Origin of the sequence: Noviherbaspirillum galbum (assembly GCF_010974945.1) — a bacterium.
Lineage (GTDB): Bacteria > Pseudomonadota > Gammaproteobacteria > Burkholderiales > Burkholderiaceae_D > Noviherbaspirillum > Noviherbaspirillum galbum.
This window is the reverse complement of the sequence record NZ_JAAIVB010000079.1, coordinates 205,122-231,123: the sequence shown is the minus strand read 5'-3', so window position 1 is coordinate 231,123 and position 26,002 is coordinate 205,122. Positions and strand designations below refer to the sequence as shown.

General features: G+C 65.1%; 24 protein-coding genes. 10 read left to right on the top strand and 14 right to left on the bottom strand.

What is annotated here, in order from left to right; translation table 11 throughout:
* Nucleotides 1–249: 249 nt before the first annotated feature.
* From G3574_RS25525 to mpl, 4 genes are read right to left on the bottom strand one after another with little or no spacing between them, the layout of a single operon-like run.
* The gene (locus G3574_RS25525) at nucleotides 250–2,256 is read right to left on the bottom strand and encodes a ribonuclease catalytic domain-containing protein (protein WP_163968377.1); all 2,007 of its coding nucleotides are present in this window, start codon (nucleotides 2,254–2,256) and stop codon (nucleotides 250–252) included.
* The gene (locus tag G3574_RS25520; protein WP_163968376.1) at nucleotides 2,253–2,843 is read right to left on the bottom strand and encodes a chorismate--pyruvate lyase family protein; all 591 of its coding nucleotides are present in this window, start codon (nucleotides 2,841–2,843) and stop codon (nucleotides 2,253–2,255) included. The genes G3574_RS25525 and G3574_RS25520 overlap by 4 nt, the downstream gene beginning before the upstream one ends.
* Nucleotides 2,840–3,433 carry a YqiA/YcfP family alpha/beta fold hydrolase gene (locus tag G3574_RS25515; RefSeq protein ID WP_163968375.1) on the bottom strand — a complete coding sequence of 198 codons (594 nt, stop codon included), beginning with the start codon at nucleotides 3,431–3,433 and terminating at the stop codon, nucleotides 2,840–2,842. The genes G3574_RS25520 and G3574_RS25515 overlap by 4 nt, the downstream gene beginning before the upstream one ends.
* Nucleotides 3,430–4,806 (bottom strand): UDP-N-acetylmuramate:L-alanyl-gamma-D-glutamyl-meso-diaminopimelate ligase, encoded by a 1,377-nt coding sequence (gene mpl / locus G3574_RS25510; RefSeq protein WP_163968374.1) that lies wholly within the window; start codon nucleotides 4,804–4,806, stop codon nucleotides 3,430–3,432. Before mpl ends, G3574_RS25515 begins: the two co-directional genes overlap by 4 nt.
* Nucleotides 4,807–4,936: 130 nt before the next feature.
* Between mpl and G3574_RS25505 the strand changes: the two genes are divergently transcribed.
* From G3574_RS25505 to G3574_RS25465, 9 genes are all read left to right on the top strand, one after another.
* The gene (locus tag G3574_RS25505; RefSeq protein WP_163968373.1) at nucleotides 4,937–5,542 is read left to right on the top strand and encodes a hypothetical protein; all 606 of its coding nucleotides are present in this window, start codon (nucleotides 4,937–4,939) and stop codon (nucleotides 5,540–5,542) included.
* Complete coding sequence (locus tag G3574_RS25500) at nucleotides 5,535–6,059, top strand: TlpA disulfide reductase family protein (protein WP_163968372.1); 525 nt, start codon at nucleotides 5,535–5,537, stop codon at nucleotides 6,057–6,059. Before G3574_RS25505 ends, G3574_RS25500 begins: the two co-directional genes overlap by 8 nt.
* 93 nt (nucleotides 6,060–6,152) lie before the next feature.
* The gene (gene aroQ / locus G3574_RS25495; protein ID WP_163968371.1) at nucleotides 6,153–6,590 is read left to right on the top strand and encodes a type II 3-dehydroquinate dehydratase; all 438 of its coding nucleotides are present in this window, start codon (nucleotides 6,153–6,155) and stop codon (nucleotides 6,588–6,590) included.
* 77 nt (nucleotides 6,591–6,667) lie between these two features.
* A complete protein-coding gene (gene accB / locus G3574_RS25490) occupies nucleotides 6,668–7,129 on the top strand; it encodes an acetyl-CoA carboxylase biotin carboxyl carrier protein (protein ID WP_163968370.1) in 462 nt (153 codons plus the stop codon).
* Between the two features lie 87 nt (nucleotides 7,130–7,216).
* Complete coding sequence (gene accC / locus G3574_RS25485; protein WP_163968369.1) at nucleotides 7,217–8,587, top strand: acetyl-CoA carboxylase biotin carboxylase subunit; 1,371 nt, start codon at nucleotides 7,217–7,219, stop codon at nucleotides 8,585–8,587.
* 100 nt (nucleotides 8,588–8,687) lie between these two features.
* The gene (gene prmA / locus G3574_RS25480; protein ID WP_163968368.1) at nucleotides 8,688–9,611 is read left to right on the top strand and encodes a 50S ribosomal protein L11 methyltransferase; all 924 of its coding nucleotides are present in this window, start codon (nucleotides 8,688–8,690) and stop codon (nucleotides 9,609–9,611) included.
* Between the two features lie 3 nt (nucleotides 9,612–9,614).
* Nucleotides 9,615–10,955 carry a DUF3426 domain-containing protein gene (locus G3574_RS25475; protein WP_163968367.1) on the top strand — a complete coding sequence of 447 codons (1,341 nt, stop codon included), beginning with the start codon at nucleotides 9,615–9,617 and terminating at the stop codon, nucleotides 10,953–10,955.
* Nucleotides 10,956–11,014: 59 nt separating this feature from the next.
* Nucleotides 11,015–11,947 (top strand): carbohydrate kinase family protein, encoded by a 933-nt coding sequence (locus G3574_RS25470; protein WP_163968366.1) that lies wholly within the window; start codon nucleotides 11,015–11,017, stop codon nucleotides 11,945–11,947.
* 36 nt (nucleotides 11,948–11,983) lie between these two features.
* The gene (locus tag G3574_RS25465; RefSeq protein ID WP_163968365.1) at nucleotides 11,984–12,442 is read left to right on the top strand and encodes a glycine zipper 2TM domain-containing protein; all 459 of its coding nucleotides are present in this window, start codon (nucleotides 11,984–11,986) and stop codon (nucleotides 12,440–12,442) included.
* 12 nt (nucleotides 12,443–12,454) lie between these two features.
* Here the strand turns inward: G3574_RS25465 and G3574_RS25460 are convergent, their stop codons facing one another.
* From G3574_RS25460 to G3574_RS25415, 10 genes are all read right to left on the bottom strand, one after another.
* On the bottom strand, nucleotides 12,455–12,766 hold the full coding sequence (locus G3574_RS25460; RefSeq protein WP_163968364.1) for a DUF167 domain-containing protein: 312 nt from the start codon (nucleotides 12,764–12,766) through the stop codon (nucleotides 12,455–12,457).
* Nucleotides 12,763–13,305 (bottom strand): YggT family protein, encoded by a 543-nt coding sequence (locus G3574_RS25455; RefSeq protein WP_163968363.1) that lies wholly within the window; start codon nucleotides 13,303–13,305, stop codon nucleotides 12,763–12,765. The genes G3574_RS25460 and G3574_RS25455 overlap by 4 nt, the downstream gene beginning before the upstream one ends.
* A 102-nt stretch (nucleotides 13,306–13,407) precedes the next feature.
* The gene (locus G3574_RS25450) at nucleotides 13,408–14,058 is read right to left on the bottom strand and encodes a histone H1-like DNA-binding protein (protein ID WP_163968362.1); all 651 of its coding nucleotides are present in this window, start codon (nucleotides 14,056–14,058) and stop codon (nucleotides 13,408–13,410) included.
* Nucleotides 14,059–14,710: 652 nt separating this feature from the next.
* Nucleotides 14,711–15,904 carry a ribonucleotide-diphosphate reductase subunit beta gene (locus G3574_RS25445; RefSeq protein WP_163968361.1) on the bottom strand — a complete coding sequence of 398 codons (1,194 nt, stop codon included), beginning with the start codon at nucleotides 15,902–15,904 and terminating at the stop codon, nucleotides 14,711–14,713.
* A gap of 90 nt (nucleotides 15,905–15,994) precedes the next feature.
* Nucleotides 15,995–18,823, bottom strand: a complete 2,829-nt coding sequence (locus G3574_RS25440) for a ribonucleoside-diphosphate reductase subunit alpha (RefSeq protein ID WP_407941705.1) — start codon at nucleotides 18,821–18,823, stop codon at nucleotides 15,995–15,997.
* 496 nt (nucleotides 18,824–19,319) lie between these two features.
* On the bottom strand, nucleotides 19,320–19,937 hold the full coding sequence (ampD, locus tag G3574_RS25435; RefSeq protein ID WP_163968359.1) for a 1,6-anhydro-N-acetylmuramyl-L-alanine amidase AmpD: 618 nt from the start codon (nucleotides 19,935–19,937) through the stop codon (nucleotides 19,320–19,322).
* A 146-nt stretch (nucleotides 19,938–20,083) separates the two neighbouring features.
* Nucleotides 20,084–21,556, bottom strand: coding sequence for a sigma-54-dependent transcriptional regulator (locus G3574_RS25430; protein ID WP_163968358.1), 1,473 nt, complete (start codon nucleotides 21,554–21,556; stop codon nucleotides 20,084–20,086).
* Between the two features lie 22 nt (nucleotides 21,557–21,578).
* Nucleotides 21,579–23,237 (bottom strand): sensor histidine kinase, encoded by a 1,659-nt coding sequence (locus G3574_RS25425; RefSeq protein ID WP_163968357.1) that lies wholly within the window; start codon nucleotides 23,235–23,237, stop codon nucleotides 21,579–21,581.
* Nucleotides 23,238–23,264: 27 nt separating this feature from the next.
* Nucleotides 23,265–23,486, bottom strand: a complete 222-nt coding sequence (locus tag G3574_RS25420; RefSeq protein WP_163968356.1) for a PP0621 family protein — start codon at nucleotides 23,484–23,486, stop codon at nucleotides 23,265–23,267.
* Entirely contained in the window at nucleotides 23,483–24,295 is an 813-nt protein-coding gene (locus G3574_RS25415) for a cytochrome C assembly family protein (protein ID WP_163968355.1), read from the bottom strand. Before G3574_RS25415 ends, G3574_RS25420 begins: the two co-directional genes overlap by 4 nt.
* A gap of 243 nt (nucleotides 24,296–24,538) precedes the next feature.
* On the opposite strand from G3574_RS25415, the gene ffh reads away from it, so the two are divergent.
* Nucleotides 24,539–25,906, top strand: a complete 1,368-nt coding sequence (gene ffh / locus G3574_RS25410; RefSeq protein ID WP_163968354.1) for a signal recognition particle protein — start codon at nucleotides 24,539–24,541, stop codon at nucleotides 25,904–25,906.
* Nucleotides 25,907–26,002: the final 96 nt, after the last annotated feature.

The window sequence follows — 26,002 nt, the reverse complement described above, 5'->3', positions numbered from 1 at the left end:
AATTTTACGACAAAGACCGAGGCTGGAACGCGACTTTTCGTTGCCGGTTGCAAATCCTTACGGCTTGTGTGGCCGGGTTGGGCAGGGGCGTGGCGAGGTTGACAAGACCCGTCCGTCTGGGGGTGTTGCCGGAGCTTCTTTGTCATCCCCGCGCAGGCGGGGATCCCGTTGTGCGTTTATCCGGACGAGCGAAACGGGATTCCCGCCTGCGCGGGAATGACAAGTATGGCGCCATCGAAGTCCGCCGCTTCAGGACGACTCCCCCACCGGCGCCGCATCGGCTTCCGAATCCGCTTCCGCATCGGTCGTCGGCGCGACTTCATCGTTCTCCACGACGGCGGGCCCGGCATCTGCCGTGCCCTGCATGACCTCGAGTATCCTCGCCTCGACCGCGAGTTCCACCTCGTCCCAGCGGATGATCTCCAGCCTCAGCGGCGTGCCGCGCGCCACCTGCGGCATGCCCGGCAGGCGCAGCACCAGCGGGATGTCGGTCAGCCGCACCACGTCTTCCTTGAGCACGACCGCATCGACTTGGCGGGCGTTCTCCTGGGCCAGCCAGCGCAGGCACCAGTAACGCTCCATGTTGGACTGGAAATCGGCATAGGCACCGTAGGCCGCGTCGAAGGCGGAGACGACGGCGAACAGGTCGGCATCCTTGGGCTTGAAGGGCGCCACCAGCGGCGCGGTCACGCCGTGCTGGGCGCAGGCAAGGATCTGCCACTGGTTCACGAGGTCGGTGTAGCGGCGCAGCGGCGAGGTGCTCCAGGCATACTGGTCCACGCCGAGGCCCTGGTGCGGCGCGGCATGGGTGAGCATGCGCACCTGCATCTTGGCGGCCCAGCCGCCGCCGCTCGCGCCTTGGCTGCGATAAATGCCCGGCACGCCATGGTCGTGCATCAGCTTGCCCCAGGTGCTGTTGGCGAAGATCATCAGCTCGGCGACGATCTTGTCGAGCGGCGCGCCGCGCTTGCGGCGGACGATGCTGACGACGTCGTTCTCGACGTAGAAATTGAAGTCGACCCGGTTGTTCTGCTCGGGCTTGAGGCCGAAGGCTTCGCGCTTGGCCATGCGCCCCTTCTCGAGCACCTGCGCCCATTGCCACAGCTGGGAAATCTCTTCCTTGTGGGGATAGTCGCCGGCATGCGCCGCGAGGTTGTCCTCGGTCACGACCTCGTCGAGATCGTTGTGCCGCAGGTTGGCGGCGATCGGCACCATTTCCGCGCGGGTCTGGGTGGCAAGCACGCTCCAGTCGGCGGTGTCGACGTCGGCGTAGAGCGACAGCGCCGGGCAATTGCGTCCCTCCCCCAGGGTGAAGGCTTCCACCAGGGAGTCGGGCAGCATGGTGATCTTGTCGCCGGGCATGTAGACGGTGGACAGGCGGTGGCGCGCGATGCCGTCTATGGCATCGTCGCGCTGCACGCCCAGGCCGGGCGCGGCGATGTGGATGCCGACCCGGATCTTGCCCTCGCCCAGCGGCACGACGGAAAAGGCATCGTCGATCTCGGTGGTGGTCACGTCATCGATGGAGAAGGCCTTCACCTCGGCGACCGGCAGCGCCGGCACGGCGGGGATGCTCACCGCCGGGAAGCCGGTGCCCTTGGGGAAATGCTCGATCAGGAAGCGGGCGTAATGCAGTTCCCTGGGCGAGGCGATGCCGCCGCAGGACAGCATGAGACGCTGCGGCGTGGTCTGCAGCTCGGCGCAGGCCGCTTCGAGCGCCTTGTATTCGAGGCTGTTCTTGTCGGGCTTGAACAGCAGCTGCAGGGCGACCGGGCGGAAACTGTCGGGCAGGCGCCCGGCCTTCAGTTCCTCGACATACCCGGCCTGGATGACGGCCTGCTGTTTCTTCTTTTCGATGCCGGCGAGCGCGGCCTTGAGGGATTCCTCTGGTGCCGCCTTGTAGCGGCCCTTGCCCTTCTTGTAGAAATAGATCGGGGCGTTGTGCAGGCGTAGCAGCAGCCCGGCCGCTTCGTGGGGACGCGGATCGTGGCCGAAATATTCGACGCCCAGGTCGGAAAAGGCGAACTCGTCCTGGCCCGCCACTTCCCACAGGAAGTCGAGGTCGATGTCCTCGGCGACCGATTTCGCCTCGGTCATCAGCTCGGCCGGGTCGGGCGAGGAAAACTGCAGCAGCACGTCGCGCGCCTTCACCTTGGTCCGCTTCCCGGTCTGCAGCTCCACCTGGTAAGCCTCGCCTTGCTGCTGCAGGACGGTGCCCGCCTTGAAATCGCCGGATTCTTCAAAGAACAGATTCATCGATTGCCTTGATTCGCTTGATGTTGTTTGCCCGCGCGCAGTTCGCGGATGGCCGGCAGGAAAACCTCGGTCACCAGCAGCACGCCCTGCCCGCGCCGGTACAGGCAGCGGCGCGCGAACAGCGGACCGTCGACCATGTCGCCGAGGGCCGCGCCGGTGCGGCGCGCCAGCGGATGGGCGTCATGCAGGCGCGCATACCGCAGTTCGCCCCGCGTCACGCGCGGATCGCCGAACAGCGTCGTGCCCAGCGAACGCTCCCCGAGCGTGGCGAAGAACGGCCAGTCGGATGCGGTCGCGCCGAGCGGCACGACGGTATGCGCATAGACCACCGGCAAGCCGTCGCAATGCAGGACCACTTCCCTTTCCTGGACCTTGCCCGGCTTCGGCAAGCCGATGGCGTGATGCTCGTCGCCGAGACAGGGCCTGACCGCCTGGCGCAGCCGGCGGACGCGGAACTGGTTGCCGCTCGCGCTCAGCTTGAGGGTGAGCGAAACGGTATCGGTGAGCCAGCCGCGCAGGTCGCGCGGCGGACTCACGCCATTGACATGCGCGACCCAGCGCGCACGCGTGATGCCGCGCCGGCTCACCGCCCGGACTCCGCGGCGCCGGGCCGCCCGATGCCGCAGAAGGCCAGCACCTCGTCGGCGTAATCGGCGAACTCCGAGATGCCGTGGTCGCTGCCCTGGATGATGTGCTGGCGCGCGCCGGGGTAATGCGCCTGCATTTCGCGCCAGTCGAGTACTTCGTCGCCGGTGGCGGCCAGCAGGAAATACCGTTCCGGGCGGCTGATGCGCTCCACCGCCAGGGCCTCGAGTTCGCCGATGTATTCGCGCTTGAATTCGAAGCGCTCGCTGGAATGATAGGCGGTGGTCACGCCGACGTAGCGTTCCAGGTCGCGCGGCGGCTTGATCGCCGGATTCAGCAGCGCCGCCTTGCAGCCATGCCGTTCGGCCAGCCAGGTGGCGTAGTAGCCGCCGAGCGAGGACCCGATTAGGCAGGCGTCCTGGCCATGGGGGGCCATCAGCGACTCGGCCATTGCGATGGCGTCGCGCGGCGATGCCGGCAGCTGCGGACAGGCATAGCGGTCCGCCAGGCCGAGCGCACGCATGCGTTCGCCCAGCAGGCGCGCCTTGAAGGACAGCGGCGAGGAACGGAAGCCGTGCAGGTACAGGATCATGAAGCCAGGGCGTCCAGGATTTTCTGGTGCACGCCGCCGAAGCCGCCGTTGCTCATCACCAGCACATGGTCGCCGGGACGCGCGGCGGCCACGATGGACTTGACCAGGGCGTCGAGGTCGTCATGCGCCGTGGCGCGGTCGCCGAGCGGCGCGAGTGCCTCGCCGAGGTTCCAGCCGAGGGCGTCCTTGCCGGTCCGGGCGCCATAGCCGAACACCAGGTCGGCATCTGTCAGGCTGGCGGGCAAGGCGCTTTTCATGGTGCCGAGCTTCATGGTGTTGGAACGCGGTTCGAGCACCGCGAGGATGCGCTCGCCGCCGATCTTCCGGCGCAGGCCGGCGACCGTGGTGGAAATGGCGGTCGGATGGTGGGCGAAGTCGTCGTAGACGGTGATGCCCTTGACCGTGCCGCGCACTTCCATGCGCCGCTTGACGTTCTCGAACCGGGCCAGCGAGGCGATCGCCTGGGCCGGCGGCACGCCGACGTGGCGGGCGGCGGCGATGGCGGCGACCGCGTTCATGCGGTTGTGCTCGCCGGTCAGCGCCCAGGACACCGTGCCTTGGGCCTCGCCGTTGAACGCGACGTCGAAGCTACCGTCGTCATGCGTTTGCAGCGACCAGCCCTTGCCGTCGTCCGTGCCGAACCATTCCTGCTCGCTCCAGCAGCCGCGGGCGATCACGCGCCCGAGCGATTCCTCGCGGCCGTTGGCGATCACCCGGCCGACGCCGGGCACGGTGCGCACGAGATGGTGGAACTGGGTTTCGATGGCGCCGAGGTCGGGGAAGATGTCGGCGTGGTCGTATTCGAGGTTGTTGAGGATGGCCGTCTTCGCGTGGTAGTGCACGAACTTGCTGCGCTTGTCGAAGAAGGCGGTGTCGTATTCGTCGGCTTCGATGACGAAGAAACCGGAACCGGCTTCCTTGCCGGACAGGCGCGCGGAAATGCCGAAGTTCATCGGCACGCCGCCGATGAGGAAGCCGGGATGGTAGCCGGCGTCTTCGAGGATCCAGGCCAGCATGGAGGTCGTGGTGGTCTTGCCATGCGTGCCGGCGACCGCCAGCACCCAGCGGCTGCGCAGGATATGCTCCCCTATCCATTGCGGCCCGGAGGTATAAGGCAGGCCGCGGTTGAGGATTTCTTCCATCAGGGGATTGCCGCGCGACACGACGTTGCCGATGACGTAAAGATCTGGCTGGAGGCTGATCTGCTCGGGGCCGAAGCCTTCGATCAGCTCGATGCCCTGAGCCTGCAACTGGGTGCTCATCGGCGGATAGACGTTGGCGTCGCAGCCGGTCACCTTGTGCCCGGCTTCCTTGGCCAGCACGGCGAGGCCGCCCATGAAGGTGCCGCAGATGCCGAGGATATGGATATGCATGTCGGAGTGTAAAAAAATAATCTGACCGAACCGCCGGCGGAAAGGTCCAAGAACCGTTCCGAAGCGTTTTGGGGAATCCGCCATTCTACCCGACGCTCGCGGGTAAACCGTACGGAGTATCATTCCGGTCATGAGCAATTCGAACCTAGAAATGCTGCGCGCGGAAATCGCGGCGGCGGCGGCCCGGCTGATCGCCGAGGACGGCGCGGACTACGGCACGGCCAAGCGCAAGGCAGCGAAACAGATCCTCGGCAATACCAGGGTGCGCGGCGAATACATGCCGGACAATGAACAGATCGAAGAGGAGGTGAGGCAGTACAACGAACTGTTTTTCGGTGATACCCAGCCGGCCAGGCTTTTGCATTTGAGAAAGGTCGCGCTGCGGATGATGGAGGAACTCGACCGGTTTTCCCCGTGGATCACCGGCGCCGTGCTCAACGGGACGGCGGGCGAGCATTCCGACGTCCACCTGCAGTTGTTCGTGGACAGCGCGAAGGACGTGGAAATCTTCCTGCTGAACAAGAACGTGGATTTCGACGTGTCGGAAACCGCCCACTTCAGCAACAGGGGAGAGCCGGTCGAAACCCTGAGCTTCATGTGGCAGAACGAGGGCATCCACCTCGCGCTGTACGAAGCCGGCGACGTGCGTGGCGGCCGGCAGCAGGATGGCAGGCTGATGCGGGCGGATGCCGATGCCTTGCGCAAGCTGATCATGGAAAGCGAAACCAATGAATAAAAAGACAATCGGCCTCTTCATTGCCGTCGCCGCCCTGTTCGCGGTCATCGGCGTCGCGGTGGGCAACCAGCGCAACCAGGCGCAATCCGCCAAGCCGAACGCGGTCGAGCGGCTTTATGCGCAAAGCCTGACCGACGCCGGCGGCACGCCCCAGAAATTGTCGCAATGGAAAGGCAAGCCGCTGGTGGTCAATTTCTGGGCGACCTGGTGCGCGCCCTGCGTGGAAGAAATGCCTGAGTTGTCAGCCCTGCAAAAGGAACTTGCCGGCACGCAGGCACAGATCATTGGAATCGGCATCGATTCTCCAAGCAACATCCGCGATTTTGCCGCCAAGTATCAAATTTCCTATCCGCTCTACATCGGTGGCATGGAAGCCAGCGAATTGTCGAGGCAGCTCGGCAACCAGGCCGGCGGCCTGCCGTTTACCGTCCTGATACGGGAAGATGGCAGCATCCGAAAGACTTTTCTCGGGCGGCTAAAGATGACAGAATTGCGTGCCGAACTGGCAAGACGCTGATGCCGCGCTGAACGACTGACATCATTTCCCTTGCCAGTCAGCATCATTTGACGGCAAAATGCCGCCAACCTCGTCAAACGGAGTCATAACTCCATGGCAAAAAAACTTCTCCTGATCAATGGCCCGAACCTGAACCTGCTGGGAACCCGCGAGCCGCAGGTCTATGGCGCGACCACCCTCGGTGAAGTGGAGCAGGCCGCCATCGCCCAGGTGGCGGAAGCGGGCGGCAGCCTTGCCTGCTTCCAGAGCAACCACGAGGGAGCGATCATCGACCGCATCCATCAGGCACGCCAGGAGGGAGTGGAGGCCATCGTGGTCAATCCGGGCGGCCTGACGCATACCAGCGTGGCGCTGCGCGACGCGCTGGCTGGCGTGGCCATTCCGTTCGTCGAGGTGCACATCTCCAACGTGCATCAGCGCGAAGCCTTCCGACACCATTCCTTCCTTTCCGGCATCGCCGTGGGCGTGATCTGCGGCCTGGGGACCGAGGGGTATGGCGCCGCGCTCGCCTTTGCGCTCAAAAAGCTTTAAATTCCTTCAATTTATTGCGAAACGCATATAATTCTAGCGATTTCAATACTGGATCGAATAATAATCTAAGGATTTCCATGGACCTCAGAAAACTGAAAACGCTGATCGACCTCGTGGCTGAATCAGACATCGCCGAACTGGAAGTGACCGAAGGCGAAAGCAAGGTCCGTATCGTCAAGTCCTCCGGCGCGCCGCAGAACCACGTGGTCATGATGCCGCAATCGATGCCGCAGCAGATGGCCGCGCCGGCCCAGGCGCAGCAGGCGGCTTCCCCCGCCGCACCCGCCGTGCCCGCCGAGCCGGAAGGCAATGTCGTCAAGTCGCCCATGGTCGGCACCTTCTACCGCGCGTCCTCGCCGGGCAATCCTCCCTTCGTCGAAGTCGGCTCCACCGTCAAGGAAGGCGACACGCTGTGCATCATCGAGGCGATGAAGCTGCTCAATGAAATCGATGCCGACGTTTCCGGCGTGATCAAGCAGATCCTCGTCGAGAACGGCCAGCCGGTCGAGTTCGGCCAGCCGCTGTTCGTGATCGGTTAAGGGCGCACCCGCAGCCAGGCTCCGCCGGCTGCCACGATGTCTACCATCCGCCCAGTCACGCCTAACCGCATCACACAACCGACAACTATGTTCGAGAAAATCCTCATCGCCAATCGCGGCGAAATCGCGCTGCGCATCCAGCGCGCCTGCCGCGAAATGGGCATCAAGACCGTGGTCGTGCACTCCGAGGCCGACCGCGAGGCCAAGTACGTGAAGCTGGCCGACGAATCCGTCTGCATCGGACCGGCCCCCTCCTCGCAGAGCTACCTGAACATGCCGGCGATCATCAGCGCCGCCGAAGTGACGGACGCCGAAGCGATCCACCCGGGCTATGGCTTCCTGTCCGAGAACGCCGACTTCGCCGAGCGCGTCGAGAAGTCTGGCTTCGTCTTCATCGGCCCGCGCCCCGAATCGATCCGCCTGATGGGCGACAAGGTCTCGGCCAAGCACGCCATGATCAAGGCCGGCGTGCCCTGCGTTCCCGGCTCCGAAGGCGCCCTTCCCGACGACCCCAAGGAAATCGTGCGCATCGCGCGCAAGATCGGCTACCCGGTCATCATCAAGGCGGCCGGCGGCGGCGGCGGACGCGGCATGCGCGTGGTGCATACCGAAGCGGCCCTGCTCAACGCCGTGACCATGACAAAGTCGGAAGCCGGTGCAGCCTTCGGCAATCCCGAGGTCTACATGGAGAAGTTCCTGGAAAATCCGCGGCACGTGGAGATCCAGGTCCTCGCCGACGAATTCAAGAACGCCGTCTGGCTGGGCGAACGCGACTGCTCCATGCAGCGCCGCCACCAGAAGGTCATCGAAGAGGCGCCGGCGCCCGGCATCCCGCGCAAGCTGATCGAGCGCATCGGCGACCGCTGCGCCGAAGCCTGCCGCAAGATCGGCTACCGCGGCGCGGGCACCTTCGAGTTTCTGTATGAAAACGGCGAGTTTTACTTCATCGAGATGAACACCCGCATCCAGGTCGAGCATCCGGTGACCGAGATGATCACCGGCGTCGACCTCGTGCAGGAACAGATCCGCGTGGCGGCCGGCGAAAAGCTGCGCTTCCGCCAGCGCGACATCGAACTCGCGGGCCACGCCATCGAGTGCCGCATCAACGCGGAAGACCCGTTCAAGTTCACGCCCTCCCCCGGCCGCATCGTGTCATGGCATCCGCCCGGCGGCCCCGGGATCCGCGTGGACTCGCACGCCTACGCCGGCTACTTCGTGCCGCCGACCTACGACTCCATGGTCGGCAAGGTCATTGCCTACGGCGCCACGCGCGAGCAGGCGATCCGCCGCATGCAGATTGCCCTGTCGGAAATGGTGGTCGAAGGCATCCAGACCAACATTCCCCTGCACCGGGAGCTGATGGTCGACGCCCGCTTCATCGAAGGCGGCACCAACATCCATTATCTCGAGCATAAGCTGGCCGCCATGCCGGACATGGCCAAGAAATCGGCCAAGTAAGCCGGTCGGGCCAAGTACAATAGGCACGTTTCCCTGCTGCGCCGGAATGCATCCGGCGCAGCAGGGCGTCAGCACGCTGCCACCGACCAAGCACCTAATCATGAGCTGGACTGAAATCGTTATCGAAGTCGCGCGCGAACAGGCGGAAGCCTTGTCCGACGCCCTGATGGAAGCGGGCGCCCTGTCCGTTTCCGTGGAAGACGCCGATGAAGGCACCGACGCCGAGCGCCCGCTGTTCGGCGAGCCCGGAATGGAACCGACCGAAGCGGCGTGGGACCACAGCCGCGTGATCGCGCTGGCCGACACCGGCGCCGACCATGCCGCTCTGGTGGGCGAAGCGGCGCAAGCCTGCGGCATCGCCACACCCACGTTCAGCCTGCGCGCCGTCGCCGAGCAAGACTGGGTGCGCCTGACCCAGTCGCAATTCGAGCCCATCCACATCGGCAAGAACATCTGGGTGGTGCCGAGCTGGCATGACGCGCCGGATCCCGACGCCCTCATCCTCGAACTCGACCCGGGCCTTGCCTTCGGCACCGGCAGCCATCCCACCACCCGACTCTGCATGGAATGGCTGGAGTCGCATCCGCCCGCCGGCAAGACGGTGCTCGACTACGGCTGCGGCTCGGGCATCCTGGCGATGGTCGCCAGCAAGCTCGGCGCGGACGCGGTGGCGGGCGTGGACATCGACCCGCAAGCCATCGAATCCGCGCGCTACAACGGTGAGCGCAACCGCTGCGAGATCGCCTACTTCCTGCCCGAGGCATTCGGCGACGCCCATCCCGACGACCGCTTCGACCTGGTGGTGGCCAACATCCTGTCCAGTCCGCTGAAGCTGATGGCGCCGATGCTGGCGTCGCGCGTCTCGCCCGGCGGCGCGCTGGTACTGTCCGGCATCCTCGAGCGCCAGGCCGACGAAGTCATCGCCGCCTATGCGCCCTTCATCGACATGCAGGTCTGGGCTCGGCACGAAGGCTGGGTCTGCATCGCCGGACAGGCGCGGCAGCAGCCTGGCGCGACGGGCTGACCCATGGCGCTCGCCACCCAGTGTCCGCATTGCCAGACGACATTCCGGGTCGCGCACGACCAATTGAAGCTTCGCGCCGGCCTGGTCCGGTGCGGCGCCTGCAAGCAGATCTTCAACGGCATCGAGAATCTCCTGCGCCCGGAACAGGTCGAGCAAGTCTTGCCTTCCGCCGTGCCGATCGCCGTATCCTCAACCGACGCCGCCTGGACAGGCGGCACGCAATTCCCTGATACCCGCTCGCACGCGCCGGCCGAATCGGCGCTCGCGGAGCCGCCTCCTCCGGTGCGCCCTGCCAACGATCCGCTCCTGCGCATGACCTTGCTGGACGTGGCGCAACGCGGATCGGCGCAAGCCATCGACGCGGCCCGGCAAGCTCCCGCGCACACCGAAGACATGGCGCTCGCGGAAGAAAGTGCGCATCCGCCGGCAGAGGCTGGCGACGCCTCATCCGCCACGCCGGAAAGCACGTACGCCGACGCGCCCGCGGATGAGCAGGCGGTCGAAAATGCGGCGCTGGTCGATGGACCGTCGGCACCGGAACGCACGCAAGAACCTGCCCAGGAACGTGAGCACGAACCCGAGATGCCGGCGCTGGCCGGCGAGCCCGACGTGCCATCACAGGTGCAACCGGCGCCGGAAGCCCCGCGCGACGTCCCCCCGGCCAGCGACGAGGCGACGCCTGACTCGAACGCTTCCGGCGACGACCAGCTCGAACAGACCATCGACGATCTGCGCGCGAAGCCCTGGCGCAATCCGGAAGCGCAGGTCGATGCCGCCGACCACGACGCCCTCGACGAAGCCGACATCCGCGAATACGAAGAACCGGCGTTCGTCCGCCAGGGACGGCGCAGGCAGAGGCTGGGCAAGGCTGGCCGCATCCTGATGCTGGTCCTGACGCCGCTGCTGCTGCTGGCCCTGCTGCTGCAGGCGGCCTACGTTTTCCGCGCGCAGATCGCGGCGCGCTGGCCCCAGGCCCGCCCCCTGCTCGCGGCCGCATGCCAGCCGCTCGGCTGCCGGGTCGGCCTGCCGGCGCAGATCGACCAGGTCGCCCTGGAATCGCCCGAGCTGCAGACGGCCGCCGACGAAAACGGCGCGCTGAGCCTGACCGCCCTGCTGCGCAACCAGTCGGCCCTGCCGCAGACCTGGCCGCACATCGAACTGACGCTTAATGATGCGAACGAGAAACCGATCGCGCGGCGCGTGTTCACGCCATCCGACTACCTGCCCGCAGGCGCCGACGCCGGCAAGGGCTTTCCCGCCAGGTCCGAGCAGGTGGTGAAGATGCGGCTGGCGCTGGCCGGGCTGAAGGCCTCGGGATACCGCGTGTATGTGTTTTATCCGTAGTCCTTTTGCCGGCACGCCCGGCGTCATTCCAACCCGACTTACTTGACTGGCAGGCCTTCATGACTTCTCTTATTTGCGGCTCCATCGCGTTCGATACCATCATGCTGTTTCAGGGGCGCTTTTCCGAAGCCCTGCTGGCCGACCAGCTGCACAAGATCAATGTCGCTTTCCTGGTGCCGGAAATCCGCCGGGAGTTTGGCGGCTGCGCGGGCAACATCGCCTACAACCTGAAGCTGCTGGACGGGGATCCGCTCATCATGGCGACGATCGGCATGGATGGCGCGCCCTACTTCGAGCGCCTGGACCGGCTGGGCATTTCGCGCCGCTGCATCCGCACGATGGACGACTCGTACACCGCGCAGGCTTTCATCACCACCGACGCGGGCAACAACCAGATCACCGCCTTCCATCCGGGCGCGATGACCTACTCCCATGAGAACAAGATCGCCGACGCTGGGCCGGTCAAGCTGGCGATCGTCGCGCCCGACGGCCGGGACGGCATGCTGCAGCACGCAGAGGATTGCGCCAGGCTGAAGGTGCCGTTCATCTTCGATCCGGGCCAGGGCCTGCCGATGTTCAACGGCACGGAGCTGGAGCACTTCATTGAACTCGCGACATACGTGGCGGTCAATGATTATGAAGCGGAATTGTTGACCCAGCGCACCGGGTTGAGCCTCGCGCAGATCGCGCAGCGCGTGTCGGCGCTGATCGTGACCCGCGGCGAACAGGGCGCCGACATTTTCACCGGCGGCAAGACGCTGCAGATTCCCTGCGTGCCGGCCGACCGCGTGGTCGACCCGACCGGTTGCGGCGACGCCTTCCGCGCCGGCCTGCTCCACGGCCTGACCACCGGCATGGACTGGGAAACCACCGGCCGGCTGTCCAGCCTGATGGGTTCGATCAAGATCGCGCACCAGGGAGCGCAGAATCATGCGCCGGCCCGCGCCGAGATCGAGGACCGCTTCCAGAAGGCTTTCGGTTATCGTCTATAAACCTGATCCATCTGATTCACTGATCCACAGCCCGCCATGCGCAACCGGTTCCTGATCATGACGCTCGCCTCTTCCCTGCTCGCCGCCTGCGCCAGCCAGCAAGCTGCCCAAGCGCCCGCGCAGGGCGTCACCATGTCGACGCAGGGGGCGACGCTGGTGCAGGGCGGCGTCGTCACCGACGTGCGCGACGTGACGGTGCGCGGCGGCGGCTCCGGGCTGGGATCGGTGGTGGGCGGCATCCTCGGCGGCATCGCGGGCAGCCAGATCGGCGGCGGCACCGGCAGCGCGGTTGCCAGCGTGGGCGGCGCGCTCGCCGGCGGCGTGGCGGGGCAGCGGGTCGAGCAGGACCGGGTCCAGAACACCGCCACCGAGGTCACCGTCCGCCTCGACAGCGGCGAGGAACGCAACTACCGCACCGAACCGGGCGACACCTTCCGCATCGGCGAACCCGTGAGGATCGTCACTTCCCAAGGCATCGCGCGCGTCACGCGCTGACCCGCCTTCCTCCTACCCTTCCAGGTTGATGCCCAGCATGTGGGCAGCCTGCTCCGCGCTCAGCGATGTCGAACGCACGTCGACGGTCTTGCGCCGGCTGGACTGGCCGTGGGTGATCGTGATCGCGCTGCGCGGCACCTGCAGGGTGTCGGCGAGGAAGCGCAGCAAGGCATCGTTGGCGCGGCCCTCGATCGGCTGCGCCTGCAGCCGGATCTTGATCGCGTCCTGCACCAGGCCCATTGCCTCGCTGCGCCGGGCGTTGGGCGCCACCTGCACCGTCAGGCGCAGGCCGTGCGGCAGGACGCCGCACCATGGATGGTTCATGCCAGGGACAGGATGATGGAACGGATGACCTGCAGGCCGATCTGCAGCAGCAGGAGCACCACCAGGGGGCTCAGGTCGATGTTGCCGACCAGGGGAATGATCCGGCGGACCGGCCGCATCAGCGGATCGTTAAGCGCATGGACGAAGGGCGCGAGCGGCGCATTCGGATTGACCCAGCTGAAGATGACTTCGATGATGATGAAGCCGATGAAGCCGTAGATCACCCATTCGAAGAAGCGCAGCAGCGAGAGCACCACGAGATGGTGCACGTTGAATCCGGACAGCAGGGCGAGGTCGAGCGATACGGCGGCAACGATGACCAGGATGGCGCCGATCATGCTGGCCCAGTCGTAGCCGGCGATGCCGGGGAGGATGCGGCGCAGGGGCTTCACCAGCCAGTCGGTGAGCTGGAAGGTGAACTGCCCGATGGAGGACGGCGGCCGGACGCGGACGACCTGCATCCAGAATCGCAGCAGAAGCACGCCGCCCAGGACCGCTGCCACGGTATCGATAATCAAGGTAAGTATGCTGGTCAGCACTATCCAATCTCCAAAAGAAATGCCCGTTGCGCGAGCGATTCGCACAACGGGCATTTTGCCTGAGTTTAATCAGGCGTCCAAGCCAGGTTGACTGGCGACTGCTTACGGACGGCTGCCGGTCGGAAACGGCCAGGCCGCTGCCGGGTTCAGCACGGTCTTGACAGCAGGGGCAGGCGAAGAGGCGGCAGCGGCAGGCGCAGCGGCTGCAGCAGCGGCAGGCTTGGATGCTGCCTTCTTGGCGCTGGCCTTCTTGGGAGCGGCAGCCTTCTTCGGAGCTGCAGCTTTCTTGGGGGCTGCTGCTTTCTTGGCAGAGGCCTTCTTAGGAGCTGCAGCCTTCTTGGCGGCTGCCTTCTTCGGAGCTGCAGCTTTCTTGGCGACGGTCTTCTTGGCGGCTGCCTTCTTCGGAGCTGCAGCTTTCTTGGCGACGGTCTTCTTGGCGGCTGCCTTCTTCGGAGCTGCAGCTTTCTTGGCGACGGTCTTCTTGGCGGCTGCCTTCTTCGGAGCTGCGGCTTTCTTGGCGACGGTCTTCTTGGCGGCTGCCTTCTTCGGAGCTGCAGCTTTCTTGGCGACGGTCTTCTTGGCGGCTGCCTTCTTCGGAGCTGCGGCTTTCTTGGCTGCCGGCTTGGCGGCCTTCTTCGCCGGAGCTGCCTTCTTGGCGGCGGCTGCCTTCTTCGGTGCCGCTTCCTTCTTCGCAGCGGCGGCCTTCTTCGCCGGAGCTGCCTTCTTAGCAGCTGCTTTCTTTGCTGTTGCCATTTGTTTCTCCTTCACGTGATGAGAAAGTTCAAAACTACGAGGTTGGAAACCCGCATGGGCCATCGCGATGACTCAGGCGGATTATTCATCGGCGCAAGCAAGCTTCTGCTTGCGCTAATGAATACGGCACCAGCTGAACTGCTGCATCACCTCTTCATGCAGCACTTCAGCCTCATCTGGCTGCGCCTCTCTTGTTCGGATCACGCCGGCGCGGGCATGGCGCGCGCCGGGAGTGACGGAGGTCGTTTGTCGCGCGCTCAAGCGGCAGCGCGATTTCCGCAGCCAAAAAAAACGCCGGCAACAATGCCGGCGTCGGAATGCAGTTTCCCAAAAACCAACAGGTTTTTCAGGGAATACGCTGCCTTGCCCGACTTTGTCGGGTTCGGCAGCAACAACAGTGATGATCTGTACGTTCGTCTACTGTCCATTAACTTGGGTGTTCAACCTTCAGTGTTACGGTCTTTCGCATCGTGTCGGCGGGTGACTGGCTGGTCGCCTGGTCCGCTTCTGGATGAGTGGCGAACCGCCTGTCTCTCCATCTTCACCTGGCATGCGTCGCGATGTTCGCCACGCGCATGCCGCTGTTTGATTCGCTTTTGGATCGCCGGGCTCGAGGCACCTGAAGCCATCCATCTACTTGATCGTTCCTGCTTCAGTCCCAGCTCAATGCGCCGCCGGTCTGGTATTCGATCACGCGAGTCTCGAAGAAGTTGCGTTCTTTTTTCAGATCGATCATTTCGCTCATCCACGGGAAGGGATTTTCTTCCTGGGGGAACAGCGGCTCGAGACCGATCTGCTGCGCGCGGCGGTTAGCGATGAATCGCAGGTAGCCTTTGAACATCGGCGCATTCAATCCGAGTACTCCACGCGGCATTGTATCTTCTGCATAACGATATTCCAACTCTACCGCACGCAAAAACAACGATTTAATCTCTTCGCGGAATTCGGCGGTCCACAGATGCGGGTTCTCGAGCTTGATCGTGTTGATGAGATCGATCCCGAAATTGCAGTGCATGGACTCGTCGCGCAGGATGTACTGGTACTGCTCGGCCGCGCCCATCATCTTGTTCTGGCGGCCCAGCGCGAGGATCTGCGTGAAGCCGACGTAGAAGAACAAACCTTCCATCAGGCATGCAAACACGATCAGCGAACGCAGCAGCGTCTGGTCCGCTTCCATCGTGCCGGTCTTGAACTCGGGATTGGTCAGCACGTCGATGAAGGGGATGAGGAACTCGTCCTTGTCGCGGATGGAAGCGACCTCGTGGTACGCGTTGAAGATCTCTCCCTCGTCCAGGCCGAGCGACTCCACGATGTACTGGTAGGCGTGGGTGTGGATCGCTTCCTCGAAGGCCTGGCGCAGCAGGTACTGGCGGCACTCCGGCGCGGTGATGTGGCGATAGGTGCCGAGCACGATGTTGTTGGCGGCGAGCGAATCGGCGGTGACGAAGAAGCCGAGGTTGCGCTTGATGAGGCGGCGCTCGTCCTCGGTCAGGCCGTTGGGATTCTTCCACAGCTCGATGTCGCGCTGCATGTTGATTTCCTGCGGCATCCAGTGGTTGGCGCAGCCGGCGAGGTATTTGTCCCAGGCCCACTTGTACTTGAAGGGCACGAGCTGGTTGACGTCGGTCTGGCCGTTGATGATGCGCTTGTCGGCGACGTTCACGCGGCGCGCTTCGCCGCCCTCGTCTGCTGCGGCGGCATTCGCGGAAGCGGTAGCCGCCTTGAGGCCCATGTCGCCGAATTGTGCGTGGAGGGAACGGCCCGCAGGCATGGCGGGAGCGATTCCCGGTTGAGGCATCGGTGCGGGTTTCGCGGCAGGAGTCACATCGTCGTCCCAGCTGAGCATATCGGTCTTCCTTTATTGCTTGTCGTTGTCGTCATGCACTGTACGCGCTATCGCAGCGGAAATCGCTGCGATAGCTCAGTGCTCATCTTCTTATTGGCAGGCTTCGCATTCATCGAAGCCCGGATCGCCCGGACGGAGCATGCAGGCCGGTCCGGCCGGCTCTTCGGCGGCGGGCATCGCTGCCACCGGCGACGCTGCGCTGGCGGCGGCAACGTTCATCGCATTGGCGGAGACCGCGTTGAGGGCGCCGGCCTTGGTGGTCGACTTCTCGGCATGCGTCGCGCCGATGGTGCGCAGGTAGTAGGTGGTCTTCAGGCCGCGCAGCCAGGCCAGCTTGTAGGTCTCGTCGAGCTTCTTGCCCGAGGCGCCGGCCATGTAGATGTTGAGCGATTGCGCCTGGTCAATCCACTTCTGGCGGCGCGACGCGGCTTCGACCAGCCACTTCGGCTCGACCTCGAAGGCGGTGGCGTAGAGTTCGCGCAGGTCCTGCGGGATGCGGTCGATCTTCGCCAGGCTGCCGTCGAAGTACTTCAGGTCGGCGACCATCACTTCGTCCCACAGGCCGCGGGCCTTCAGGTCGCGCACCAGGTGCTCGTTGATTTCCGTAAATTCGCCCGACAGGTTCGACTTCACGTAGAGGTTCTGGTAGGTCGGCTCGATGCAGGCGGAGACGTCGATGATGTTGGAGATCGTCGCCGTCGGCGCGATCGCCACGCAGTTCGAGTTGCGCATGCCGTGGCTCTTGATGCGGTCGCGCAGCGAAGCCCAGTCCATGGACTCGGAGGCGTCGACTTCCAGGTAGCCGCCGCGCTCCTCGGCCAGCAGGCGCAGGGAATCCTGGGGCAGAATGCCGCGGTCCCACAGCGAACCCTTGTAGGAGCTGTAGCGGCCGCGTTCCTCGGCCAGCTCGGTCGAGGCCCAGTAGGCGTAGTAGCAGACCGCTTCCATGGAACGGTCGGCGAATTCCACCGCTTCCATCGAGGCGTAGGGCACGCGCATCATGTGCAGGCAGTCCTGGAAGCCCATGATGCCCATGCCGACCGGACGGTGGCGCAGGTTGGAGTCGCGGGCCTTCTTGACGGCGTAATAGTTGATGTCGATCACGTTGTCCAGCATGCGCATCGCGGTGCGGATGGTCTTTTGCAGCTTGGCGTGGTCGAGCTTGCCGTCCTTCATGTGGGCCGGCAGGTTGACCGAGCCGAGGTTGCAGACCGCGATCTCCGAGTCATTGGTGTTGAGCGTGATCTCGGTGCACAGGTTGGAGCTGTGGACGACGCCGACGTGCTGCTGCGGAGAACGGATGTTGCAGGGATCCTTGAAGGTGATCCAGGGATGGCCAGTCTCGAACAGCATGGACAGCATCTTGCGCCACAGGTCCATGGCCTGCACTTTCTTGAACAGCTTGAGCTCGCCGCGGGCGGCGCGGGCTTCGTAGCCTGTGTAGGCTTCCTCGAAGGCGCGGCCGAACTTGTCGTGCAGGTCGGGCACGTCGGACGGCGAGAACAGGGTCCACTCGCCCTTTTCCATCACGCGCTTCATGAACAGGTCGGGAATCCAGTTCGCGGTGTTCATGTCGTGGGTGCGGCGGCGGTCGTCGCCGGTGTTCTTGCGCAGGTCGAGGAATTCCTCGATGTCCATGTGCCAGGTTTCCAGGTAGGCACAGACCGCGCCCTTGCGCTTGCCGCCCTGATTGACCGCGACGGCGGTATCGTTGACCACCTTCAGGAAGGGCACCACGCCCTGTGACTTGCCGTTCGTGCCCTTGATGTGGGCGCCAAGCGCGCGCACCGGGGTCCAGTCGTTGCCCAGGCCGCCGGCGAACTTCGCCAGCAGGGCGTTTTCCTTGATCGCCTCGTAGATGCCATCGAGGTCATCGGAGACCGTGGTCAGGTAGCAGGACGAGAGCTGGGAACGCTGGGTGCCGGAGTTGAACAGCGTCGGCGTCGAGCTCATGAAGTCGAAGGACGACAGCAGGTTGTAGAACTCGATGGCGCGGGCTTCGCGGTTGATCTCGTTGAGCGCCAGGCCCATGGCCACGCGCATGTAGAAAGCCTGCGGCATCTCGATGCGGGTGCCGTCGATGTGCAGGAAGTAGCGGTCATACAGGGTCTGCAGGCCGAGGTAGCCGAACTGCAGGTCGCGCTCGGGCACGAGGGCCTCGCCCAGCTTCTCCAGGTCGAACTGGGCCAGCTTGGGGTCGAGCAGGTCGGCCTCGATGCCCTTCTTGATGAAGCGCGGGAAATAATCGATGTAGTGCTGGCGCGCCTCGGCCTGGGCGACTTCGGTGCCGAACACTTCCTTGCGGATGGTGTGCATCAGCAGGCGGGCGGTGACCTTGGAATAGGCCGGATCCTTTTCCATGAGCGCGCGCGCGGCGAGGATCACAGACTTGTGCAGCTCGTCGACCGGCACGCCGTCGTACAGGTTCTTGACGGTTTCGGTCAGGATGGCTTCGGCGTCGACATGCTTCTCGAGGCCGACGCAGGCGGCGGTGATGAGGGCGCGCACCTGCTCGATGTCGAGCAGGCGGAGCTGGCCGTTGTCGTTCACGTGCAGCTGGGGGGCATCGACCTGGCGGGAGGCGGCCTGCTGCGCGCGCTCTTCCATGCGCTTGGCGCGGTAGAGCACGTAGGCGCGTGCTACGTCGTGTTCGCCGGAGCGCATCAGGGCGAGCTCGACCTGGTCCTGCACGTCTTCGATATGGAAGGTGCCGCCGGCCGGCTGGCGGCGCATCAGCGCGCCCACCACGCCCGCGGTCAGCTGCTCGACCAATTCGCGCACGCGCGCGGAGGCGGCGCCCTGGCCGCCGTTGACCGCGAGGAATGCCTTGGTCATGGCGATGGAAATCTTCGACGGCTCAAAGTTCACCACTGCGCCGTTGCGGCGGATGACCTTGTAGTCGGAGAGGCCGACCGTCATCCCGGTGGTGGTCGAGGCGGATGCCTCGGCGCGCGGCGTGATGGCGCCGATCTGGCCGGGGTTGTTCAAAGAGAGTTCCTGAGGTGATTGCAATCTAGCCTCCTAAGACTTGTTGACCGCAGCTTCGCTGCTTGTGGTTATGAATGACGAACCCTGCTCGTGGCCCGGTTCGCTTTCCTTGATTTGCCCTGCCGAAGGACGCCCTCTCCTGCGTCCTGCCTCGTCTCCATCCTGGCGCGCTCGGCGCGGCCTGCGGGACGGATCGGATGAGGCACGGGACCTTGCTGCCCTCCGCGCTCGCGGCTTCGAGAGGTTCCCTTCAAAATGCACGATTTTTGAGGAGAATCACGTCTATTTCCGTCAAGCTAAACCCTCAAAGGGAAAATCGCGCACCACTATATGTAGTGGTTTGTCGCGCGATCTGAACTAATTCTAGTGGAGAGCTAGTCGGGTTTGCAACAGCTTTTTTATGATCAACCTCAGTTGACAAGCGTGTTCAAATGTGAGGAAAAATGAGGCTTGAAACGGTCCCGGACGAAGAGGAGCCGGGGGCGTTGTTTTGAATCAATGACTTGCGGAAATGTGCCCAGTCGAAATGCGGTCCGGGGTCGGTCTTGCGGCCGGGGGCGATGTGTTCATGCCCTGCCACGGCAACGATCGGGTAGCGTGCAACGAGGGCGCGCGTGAGTGCGCCGAGCACGGTGTACTGCGCCGGTTCGAAGGGGTCGAAGTCGGTCCCTTCGAGTTCGACGCCGACTGAAAAATCATTGCAGCGCTCGCGCCCGCAATGGTTCGACACGCCCGCATGCCACGCCCGGTCGTTCGCCGAGACGAACTGCATGAGGTGGCCATCGCGCCGGACCAGGAAGTGCGCGGAGACGCGCAGCTCGCGCAACTGATCGAAATAGGGATGCGCGTCGCAGTCCAGTGTATTAGTAAACAGGTTGGCGATCTCGGGACCGCCGAACTGCGATGGCGGCAGGCTGATGTTGTGAATGACGAGCAGGTCGATCGCCATGCCCGGCGCACGGGGATCGAAGTTCGGCGATGGCAGTTTCTCGGCCTGGAGGCACCAGCCGTTGGCGTCGATCTGGAAGTCGGGAATGTGATGCATGGTTGGTCCTAAAGTGGCTGGGCCTTCGCTCGTACCTGTCCTTCCCGCGCAGGCGGGAATGCCATCGGGAGCCGCGAGAACGACATGCTGGAACACATGCTGGAACTCAAGGCCCGTTGACGATGGCGGTTTGCATCGGCTCCCGCCTAGTCCGCGAGCTTCAGGCGACGCAGGCGGAAGGCAAGCTGGCGCGGCGTCAGCCCGAGAGCGCGCGCCGCGTCTTCCCGGCTGCCGGTGGACAGCGCGGCGGCGAGCATCTCGCGTTCGACGCGATCGAGAAAATCCGTGAAACATGCCGTGGCGGCGGGACTGACCTCCTCGGCTGTCGCTTGCGCTGGCGCTGCCGGCGATGTCGATGCCGCCGTCACCGGCCCGGCTGCTGCAGGAGTGACCGGCACCGCCGTTGCCGGCTCAGGCGCGTGGGAAGGCACCGCCGGCTGAGCGTCTGCAAGGCCGGGCGCCACCGGCTTGAGCGCGAGGTCGGGGACGTCGATCAGGCCGTCCGCGGCAAAGGCGAGCGCGCGCTCGAGGATGTTTTCCAGCTCGCGCACGTTGCCGGGGAAGGAATAGGATTGCAGCGCCTGCTCGGCCGTCGGCGTCAGTTCCGCCCGCTGTCCCGGCGGCGAGAGCTTGTCGAGCAGCGCGCGGCTGAGCAGGCCGATGTCGTCGCGCCGCTCGCGCAGGGGCGGCAGGCGAAGCTCGATCACGTTCAGGCGGTAATACAGATCCTGGCGGAAGCGGCCCTTCTCGACGCATTCGGCGAGATTCTGGTGGGTCGCGCTGACCAGGCGCACGTCGACCGGTTCTTCCACCGTGGCGCCCACCTTGCGCACCCGCCGTTCCTGGATCGCGCGCAGCAGCTTCACCTGCATGGGCAGCGGCAGGTCGGCCACCTCGTCGAGCAGGAGCGTTCCGCCGTTGGCGGCCTGGAAGAAGCCGTCGCGGTCATCGCTCGCGCCGGTGAACGCGCCTTTCCGGTAACCGAAGAATTCGGCCTCCATCAGCGCCTCGGGAATCGCGCCGCAGTTGACGGCAATGAAGGGCTTGTCGGCGCGGGCGCTGTGGGCATGAATGTCGCGGGCGGCGAGTTCCTTGCCGCTGCCCGACTCGCCGGTGATCGCCACCGGGGCCATGCTGCGCGCCAGGCGGGCGATCTGCGCGCGGAGATCGCGCATGGCTGCGGATTCGCCGATGAGGCGAGGCACCGGCCTCCCGGCCTGCACGCTCGGCTGGGAAGAATCCGGCGCCGGCCGCTGGATGCGCAGCGCGGACTGCACCATCAGGCGGAGCTGGTCGAGTCCGACCGGCTTGGACAGGTAGTCGAAGGCGCCGGCTTTCAGGGCGGCAACCGCGTTGTCGGCGCTGCCGTAGGCGGTGATCACCGCGATCGGCGTGTTGCGCTGCGCTGCATTCACCTCGCGCACGAGCTCGATGCCCATGCCGTCCGGCAGCCGCATGTCGGTGAGGACCAGGTCGTACTCGCGCGCCGCGAGGCAGTCGCGCGCCGCCCCGACGGATGCCGCGCAGTCGACGTCGAGCCCCATCTTCAGGAGCGTGATTTCCAGCAGTTCCCTCAGGTCGGCTTCGTCGTCGACAACCAGGATTCTTGGGGCGGTCATGGCGGGTCAGTGATGTCGTGAATCAGGATTGCTCGGTTGCCGCGAAGCTGATGACGAAGCGGCCGCTGCGGGCGCCGCCGGCCGCCGGATCGGCGCGGTATTCATAGTCCAGCATCGCGCCATTATTGAGACACAATTCCCGCGCCACGTACAGTCCCAGGCCGGTGCCCTTGCTGGACGTGGTGTAGAACGGTTCGAACAGGTGGGCGCGCACCGCCGGCGTGATGGCCGGCCCGTCGTCGCGGACGTGCAGTTCGAGCATCCCCGGCTTGGGCGCCTGCACCAGCAGCTGGATGGAACCGTCGCGGCCGCTGGCGTAGCGCAGGGCGTTGGACAGCAGGTTGACTACCACCTCGCGCAGATGCAGGGGATCGAAGCGCGCCGCCTGTCCGGCCGCCACCTGCAAGGCGATCCTTGCCGGTGCGACCTGGTGGGTGCCGGTGAATTCTTCCAGCAGTTCCCGCAGGAAGGGTTCGAGCTGGAGCGGTTCGGCATTGGCATGCGCCTTGCGCGACAGCTTCAGGATGTCTTCGATCATGCGGTTCAGGCGCACCACGTTGTCGCCGACGATGTCGAGCAGGCGGACCTGCGTGCGCTCGGTGGCATCTTCCTTCAAGAGGGAAGCCGCATGGCCGATGGCGGACAAGGGATTGCGCACCTCGTGCGCGATGCTCGCCGTCAGCCGTCCCATGGAGGCGAGCTTCAGCTGCTGGGCGCGGTTCTCGATCTCGGTGACGTCCTGCACGAAGATGACGGTACGTTCCGCGCCGGGCTCGCCGGTGTCCACCGGCACGAAGCGCAGCTTCAGGTGAGCCACGACGTGGCGCTCCTCGACGTCCGGGCCGGCATCTTCGTCGGCCTTGAGCATCACGTAGCCCGACGCCGACGCCTGGGTGCGCTCGCTCGACCAGCGCTGGAAGGCCTCGGCGATCGGCGCGAGCAGCGGCGCCTCGGTCAGGCGAATCGCGGCGTCGTTTTCCGGCAGGGCCAGCCCCAGCATGCGCGCGGCCGCCGGATTGCTGGCCAGCACCTCCGCCGCCGGATTCACCACTAGGATGCCGTCGCCCATGTCGGCGATCACCAGCCGGTTGATGGCTTCCTGCATCAGCAGGTCCCGTCCGCGCTGGGCGGCGAGCTCTTCCTGGCGGATCAGCTTGGCGGCCAGGCGGTTGACGACGAAACTCGCCGCGAAGAAGGACGCCCCGTACAGACCCGCCCGCGACAGCGAGGCGTCCGGCAGGAAATGCAGCAGCTGGTAGCCGCTTTCTCCGAGCATGAACAGCGTGACCATGGCATCGAAGAACAGGGCCGACACCATCGGCAGCAGGATGGCCGATCCGGCGAGCGGGAAGAGGTACAGGATGGCAATCCCGCTGCGCACGCCGCCCGAGTCGATGTACAAGAGCGAAATGGCAAGCAGGTCGATCACGATCTGCGCCAGCAGCTGCAACTTGAAATGGCGCTTGGCGTAGACGGAAAGCAAGGCGAAGCCGGCCGCGCTGATCAGGTAGACCAGGCAGTTTCGCCAATCCGCCGCGAGGATGTCCGCGCCCTTCTCCCACAGCAGGTTGATGAAGAGATAGCCGAGGATGACGAAGGCGATGGCGACGCGGGTGACGGCGAAGGTCTGCAGGGAACGCCAGAAGGTTTCCCGCGTACCCGGCGCTGGTTGTGCGTTCATGAGCGGATCGGGGTGGAGCGGGCGCGCTCAGCCGGCATGCCGGAGGCGGTGCTCGTCGCTGCAGAAGCAGGCGCCGCCGGGTCCGGCCACCGATTCGGAGACCGGCACGTGCACACCGCAGTGCCGGCACTGCACCATGCTTTCGATGGCATTGGCGCCGGGCGCGGCGCGCCTGCCCGGCACCGCCTTTTTGCCGCGCATCATCCAGATGATCAGCAGGATGAACAGTGCCCAGAGCGCGAACTTCATGCGATTCCCCTGTGGAGCACCACTTCCAGGACGAACCGGGTGCCGACATAGGCCAGCAGCAGGGTGGCGAATCCGGTCAGGGTGAAGCGCAGCGCCAGCTTGCCGCGCCAGCCGCGCCAGAAGCGTCCCGCGAGCAGCGCCCCGAAGAGCACCCAGGACAGCAGCGTGAAGACCGTCTTGTGGTCCCACTTGATGGGCTTGCCGAACAAATATTCAGAGAACACGATGCCGGACAGGACGGTCAGCGTCAGCAGGATGAAGCCGAAGCTGATCAGGCGGAAAAGCAGGCGTTCCATGGTGAGCAGGGCCGGCAGGCGGTCGATGGCGGCGTTGAGCCAGCCGGCGGAACGCAATGAATCATGCGGCGAATGCAGCCGCGATTCCTGCAGCGCCATCAGCACCGCGTGGAAGGCGGCGATGGTGAGGGTGCTGTAGGCGAGGATGGCGATCGCGACATGCCAGGGAAACAAGGCGGTCTGTCCCTGCAGCGGCACCAGCACGCCGGGGAACGCCATCGGCAGCAAGGCGGCCAGCGCCGCGCTCGGCAGGACCAGCACGCGCAGGCCGTCGAGGGTGAGGTTGCGGTTTTCCAGCCAGTAGGCCGCGACCGAGATCCAGAGCGTGGCCGACAGCACGCTGGCAAAGCCGATGCGCAGGCTGTCGCTCCCGACCATGTCCGCGGCAAGCGCGCTGCCATGCAGCAGCCAGGCAACGGCGGTCGCGACCGCGCTGGCCGTGCGCTGCGTGAGGGGCAGGCAGGCGGACACCAGGTAGAGCGCAGCGGCGAGCAGGGAAAGGATGATGAACATCGAGGTCGAGGGTAAACGCCGGATCCCTGAGTTTACACCATGTCGACCGGCAATCGGGCCGCCGTGAAGCAGGAATGGACAAGGTGAAAACGCGCCGGGCCGGCGGGCGGGCTTGCCTGCCGACACCGTCCCGGCGGAGCGTGCCCGCGGGCCGGAGCGCCGGTGCACATCGGGTAGAATGGGGGCTTGTTCCGGGCGCCCCCCCGCTCCGCGCCCCTCCTCCTTCTAGATACCGGTCCATCCATGCTCGACAACCTGACCCAACGGCTTGCCAAAGTCGTCAAAACCATGCGCGGGGAAGCCCGCCTGACCGAGTCCAACACCGCCGAGATGCTGCGTGAAGTGCGTCTCGCGCTGCTGGAGGCGGACGTCGCCCTGCCGGCGGTACGCGAATTCATTGCCAAGGTGAAGGAAAAGGCCCTCGGCGAAGAAGTCATTTCCTCTCTCACGCCCGGCCAGGCGCTGGTCGGCGTGGTGCAGCGCGAGCTCGCCGCCATCATGGGCGCGGACCTCGGCCCCGAGGCCTACGAACTCAATTTCGCCACCCAGCCGCCGGCGATCATCCTCATGGCCGGCCTGCAGGGCGCCGGCAAGACCACCACCGTCGGCAAGCTGGCCAAGTACCTGAAGGAAGAGAAGCGCAAGAAGGTGCTGACGGTGTCGGCCGACGTCTACCGCCCGGCGGCGATCGGCCAGCTCGAGACCGTCACCAAGCAGGTCGGCGCCGACTTCTTCCCCTCGTCGGCCAACGACAAGCCGGTGGACATCGCCCTGGCCGCCGTCGACTACGCGAAGAAGCATTACCACGACGTCCTGATCATCGATACCGCCGGCCGGCTTGGCATCGACGAAGCGATGATGCAGGAAATCGCCGCCCTGCACGCCGCGGTCAAGCCAATCGAGACGCTGTTCGTGGTCGACGCGATGCTCGGCCAGGATGCGATCAACACCGCCAAGGCCTTCAATGACGCCTTGCCCCTGACGGGCGTGGTGCTGACCAAGCTCGACGGCGATTCGCGCGGCGGCGCCGCCCTCTCGGTGCGCCACATCACCGGCAAGCCGGTGAAGTTCGCCGGCGTGGCGGAGAAGCTCGATGGCCTCGAAGCCTTCGACCCGAACCGCATGGCCAACCGCATCCTCGGCATGGGCGACATCCTCGCCCTCGTGGAGGAAGCGCGCAAGGGCGTCGACGTTGCTGCCGCGAAAGACCTCGCCGACAAGATCAAGGGCGGCGGCAAGTTCGACCTGAACGACTTCAAGGCCCAGATCTCGCAGATGAAGAAGATGGGCGGACTCTCCGGCCTGCTCGACAAGCTGCCGGCGCAATTCCAGCAGGCGGCCGGCAGCGCCGACATGGGCCAGGCCGAGAAGCAGGTGCGCCGCATGGAAGGCATCATCAATGCGATGACCCCGCAGGAGCGGGCCAAGCCGGAGCTGATCAAGGCGTCGCGCAAGCGCCGCATCGCCACCGGCGCCGGCGTGCAGGTGCAGGAAGTGAACCGCATGCTGTCCCAGTTCGAACAGATGCAGTCCATGATGAAGAAGCTCAAGGGCGGCGGCATGATGAAAATGATGCGCAGCATGAAGGGCATGATGCCCGGGATGCGATAGACCTCATCGTTACCTGACACGCAGTCCCCGCCATGTCCGGGCGGGGACGATTCTCCCCGGCGGATGCGGCGGCACGCCGCTCCCTCCCCCTCTTCC

Bases quoted from the DNA above. Each gene is read 5' to 3' on its own strand.
- G3574_RS25425 (WP_163968357.1), bottom strand. From the start codon at position 23,237: ATGAACGCACAACCAGCGCCGGGTACGCGGGAAACCTTCTGGCGTTCC.
- G3574_RS25505 (WP_163968373.1), top strand. From the start codon at position 4,937: ATGAGCAATTCGAACCTAGAAATGCTGCGCGCGGAAATCGCGGCGGCG.
- ffh (WP_163968354.1), top strand. From the start codon at position 24,539: ATGCTCGACAACCTGACCCAACGGCTTGCCAAAGTCGTCAAAACCATG.
- G3574_RS25525 (WP_163968377.1), bottom strand. From the start codon at position 2,256: ATGAATCTGTTCTTTGAAGAATCCGGCGATTTCAAGGCGGGCACCGTC.
- G3574_RS25415 (WP_163968355.1), bottom strand. From the start codon at position 24,295: ATGTTCATCATCCTTTCCCTGCTCGCCGCTGCGCTCTACCTGGTGTCC.
- mpl (WP_163968374.1), bottom strand. From the start codon at position 4,806: ATGCATATCCATATCCTCGGCATCTGCGGCACCTTCATGGGCGGCCTC.
- aroQ (WP_163968371.1), top strand. From the start codon at position 6,153: ATGGCAAAAAAACTTCTCCTGATCAATGGCCCGAACCTGAACCTGCTG.
- G3574_RS25450 (WP_163968362.1), bottom strand. From the start codon at position 14,058: ATGGCAACAGCAAAGAAAGCAGCTGCTAAGAAGGCAGCTCCGGCGAAG.
- G3574_RS25420 (WP_163968356.1), bottom strand. From the start codon at position 23,486: ATGAAGTTCGCGCTCTGGGCACTGTTCATCCTGCTGATCATCTGGATG.
- accC (WP_163968369.1), top strand. From the start codon at position 7,217: ATGTTCGAGAAAATCCTCATCGCCAATCGCGGCGAAATCGCGCTGCGC.
- G3574_RS25430 (WP_163968358.1), bottom strand. From the start codon at position 21,556: ATGACCGCCCCAAGAATCCTGGTTGTCGACGACGAAGCCGACCTGAGG.
- G3574_RS25445 (WP_163968361.1), bottom strand. From the start codon at position 15,904: ATGCTCAGCTGGGACGACGATGTGACTCCTGCCGCGAAACCCGCACCG.
- ampD (WP_163968359.1), bottom strand. From the start codon at position 19,937: ATGCATCACATTCCCGACTTCCAGATCGACGCCAACGGCTGGTGCCTC.
- G3574_RS25470 (WP_163968366.1), top strand. From the start codon at position 11,015: ATGACTTCTCTTATTTGCGGCTCCATCGCGTTCGATACCATCATGCTG.
- G3574_RS25440 (WP_407941705.1), bottom strand. From the start codon at position 18,823: ATGACGGTCGGCCTCTCCGACTACAAGGTCATCCGCCGCAACGGCGCA.
- G3574_RS25460 (WP_163968364.1), bottom strand. From the start codon at position 12,766: ATGAACCATCCATGGTGCGGCGTCCTGCCGCACGGCCTGCGCCTGACG.
- accB (WP_163968370.1), top strand. From the start codon at position 6,668: ATGGACCTCAGAAAACTGAAAACGCTGATCGACCTCGTGGCTGAATCA.
- G3574_RS25475 (WP_163968367.1), top strand. From the start codon at position 9,615: ATGGCGCTCGCCACCCAGTGTCCGCATTGCCAGACGACATTCCGGGTC.
- G3574_RS25515 (WP_163968375.1), bottom strand. From the start codon at position 3,433: ATGATCCTGTACCTGCACGGCTTCCGTTCCTCGCCGCTGTCCTTCAAG.
- G3574_RS25500 (WP_163968372.1), top strand. From the start codon at position 5,535: ATGAATAAAAAGACAATCGGCCTCTTCATTGCCGTCGCCGCCCTGTTC.
- G3574_RS25465 (WP_163968365.1), top strand. From the start codon at position 11,984: ATGCGCAACCGGTTCCTGATCATGACGCTCGCCTCTTCCCTGCTCGCC.
- prmA (WP_163968368.1), top strand. From the start codon at position 8,688: ATGAGCTGGACTGAAATCGTTATCGAAGTCGCGCGCGAACAGGCGGAA.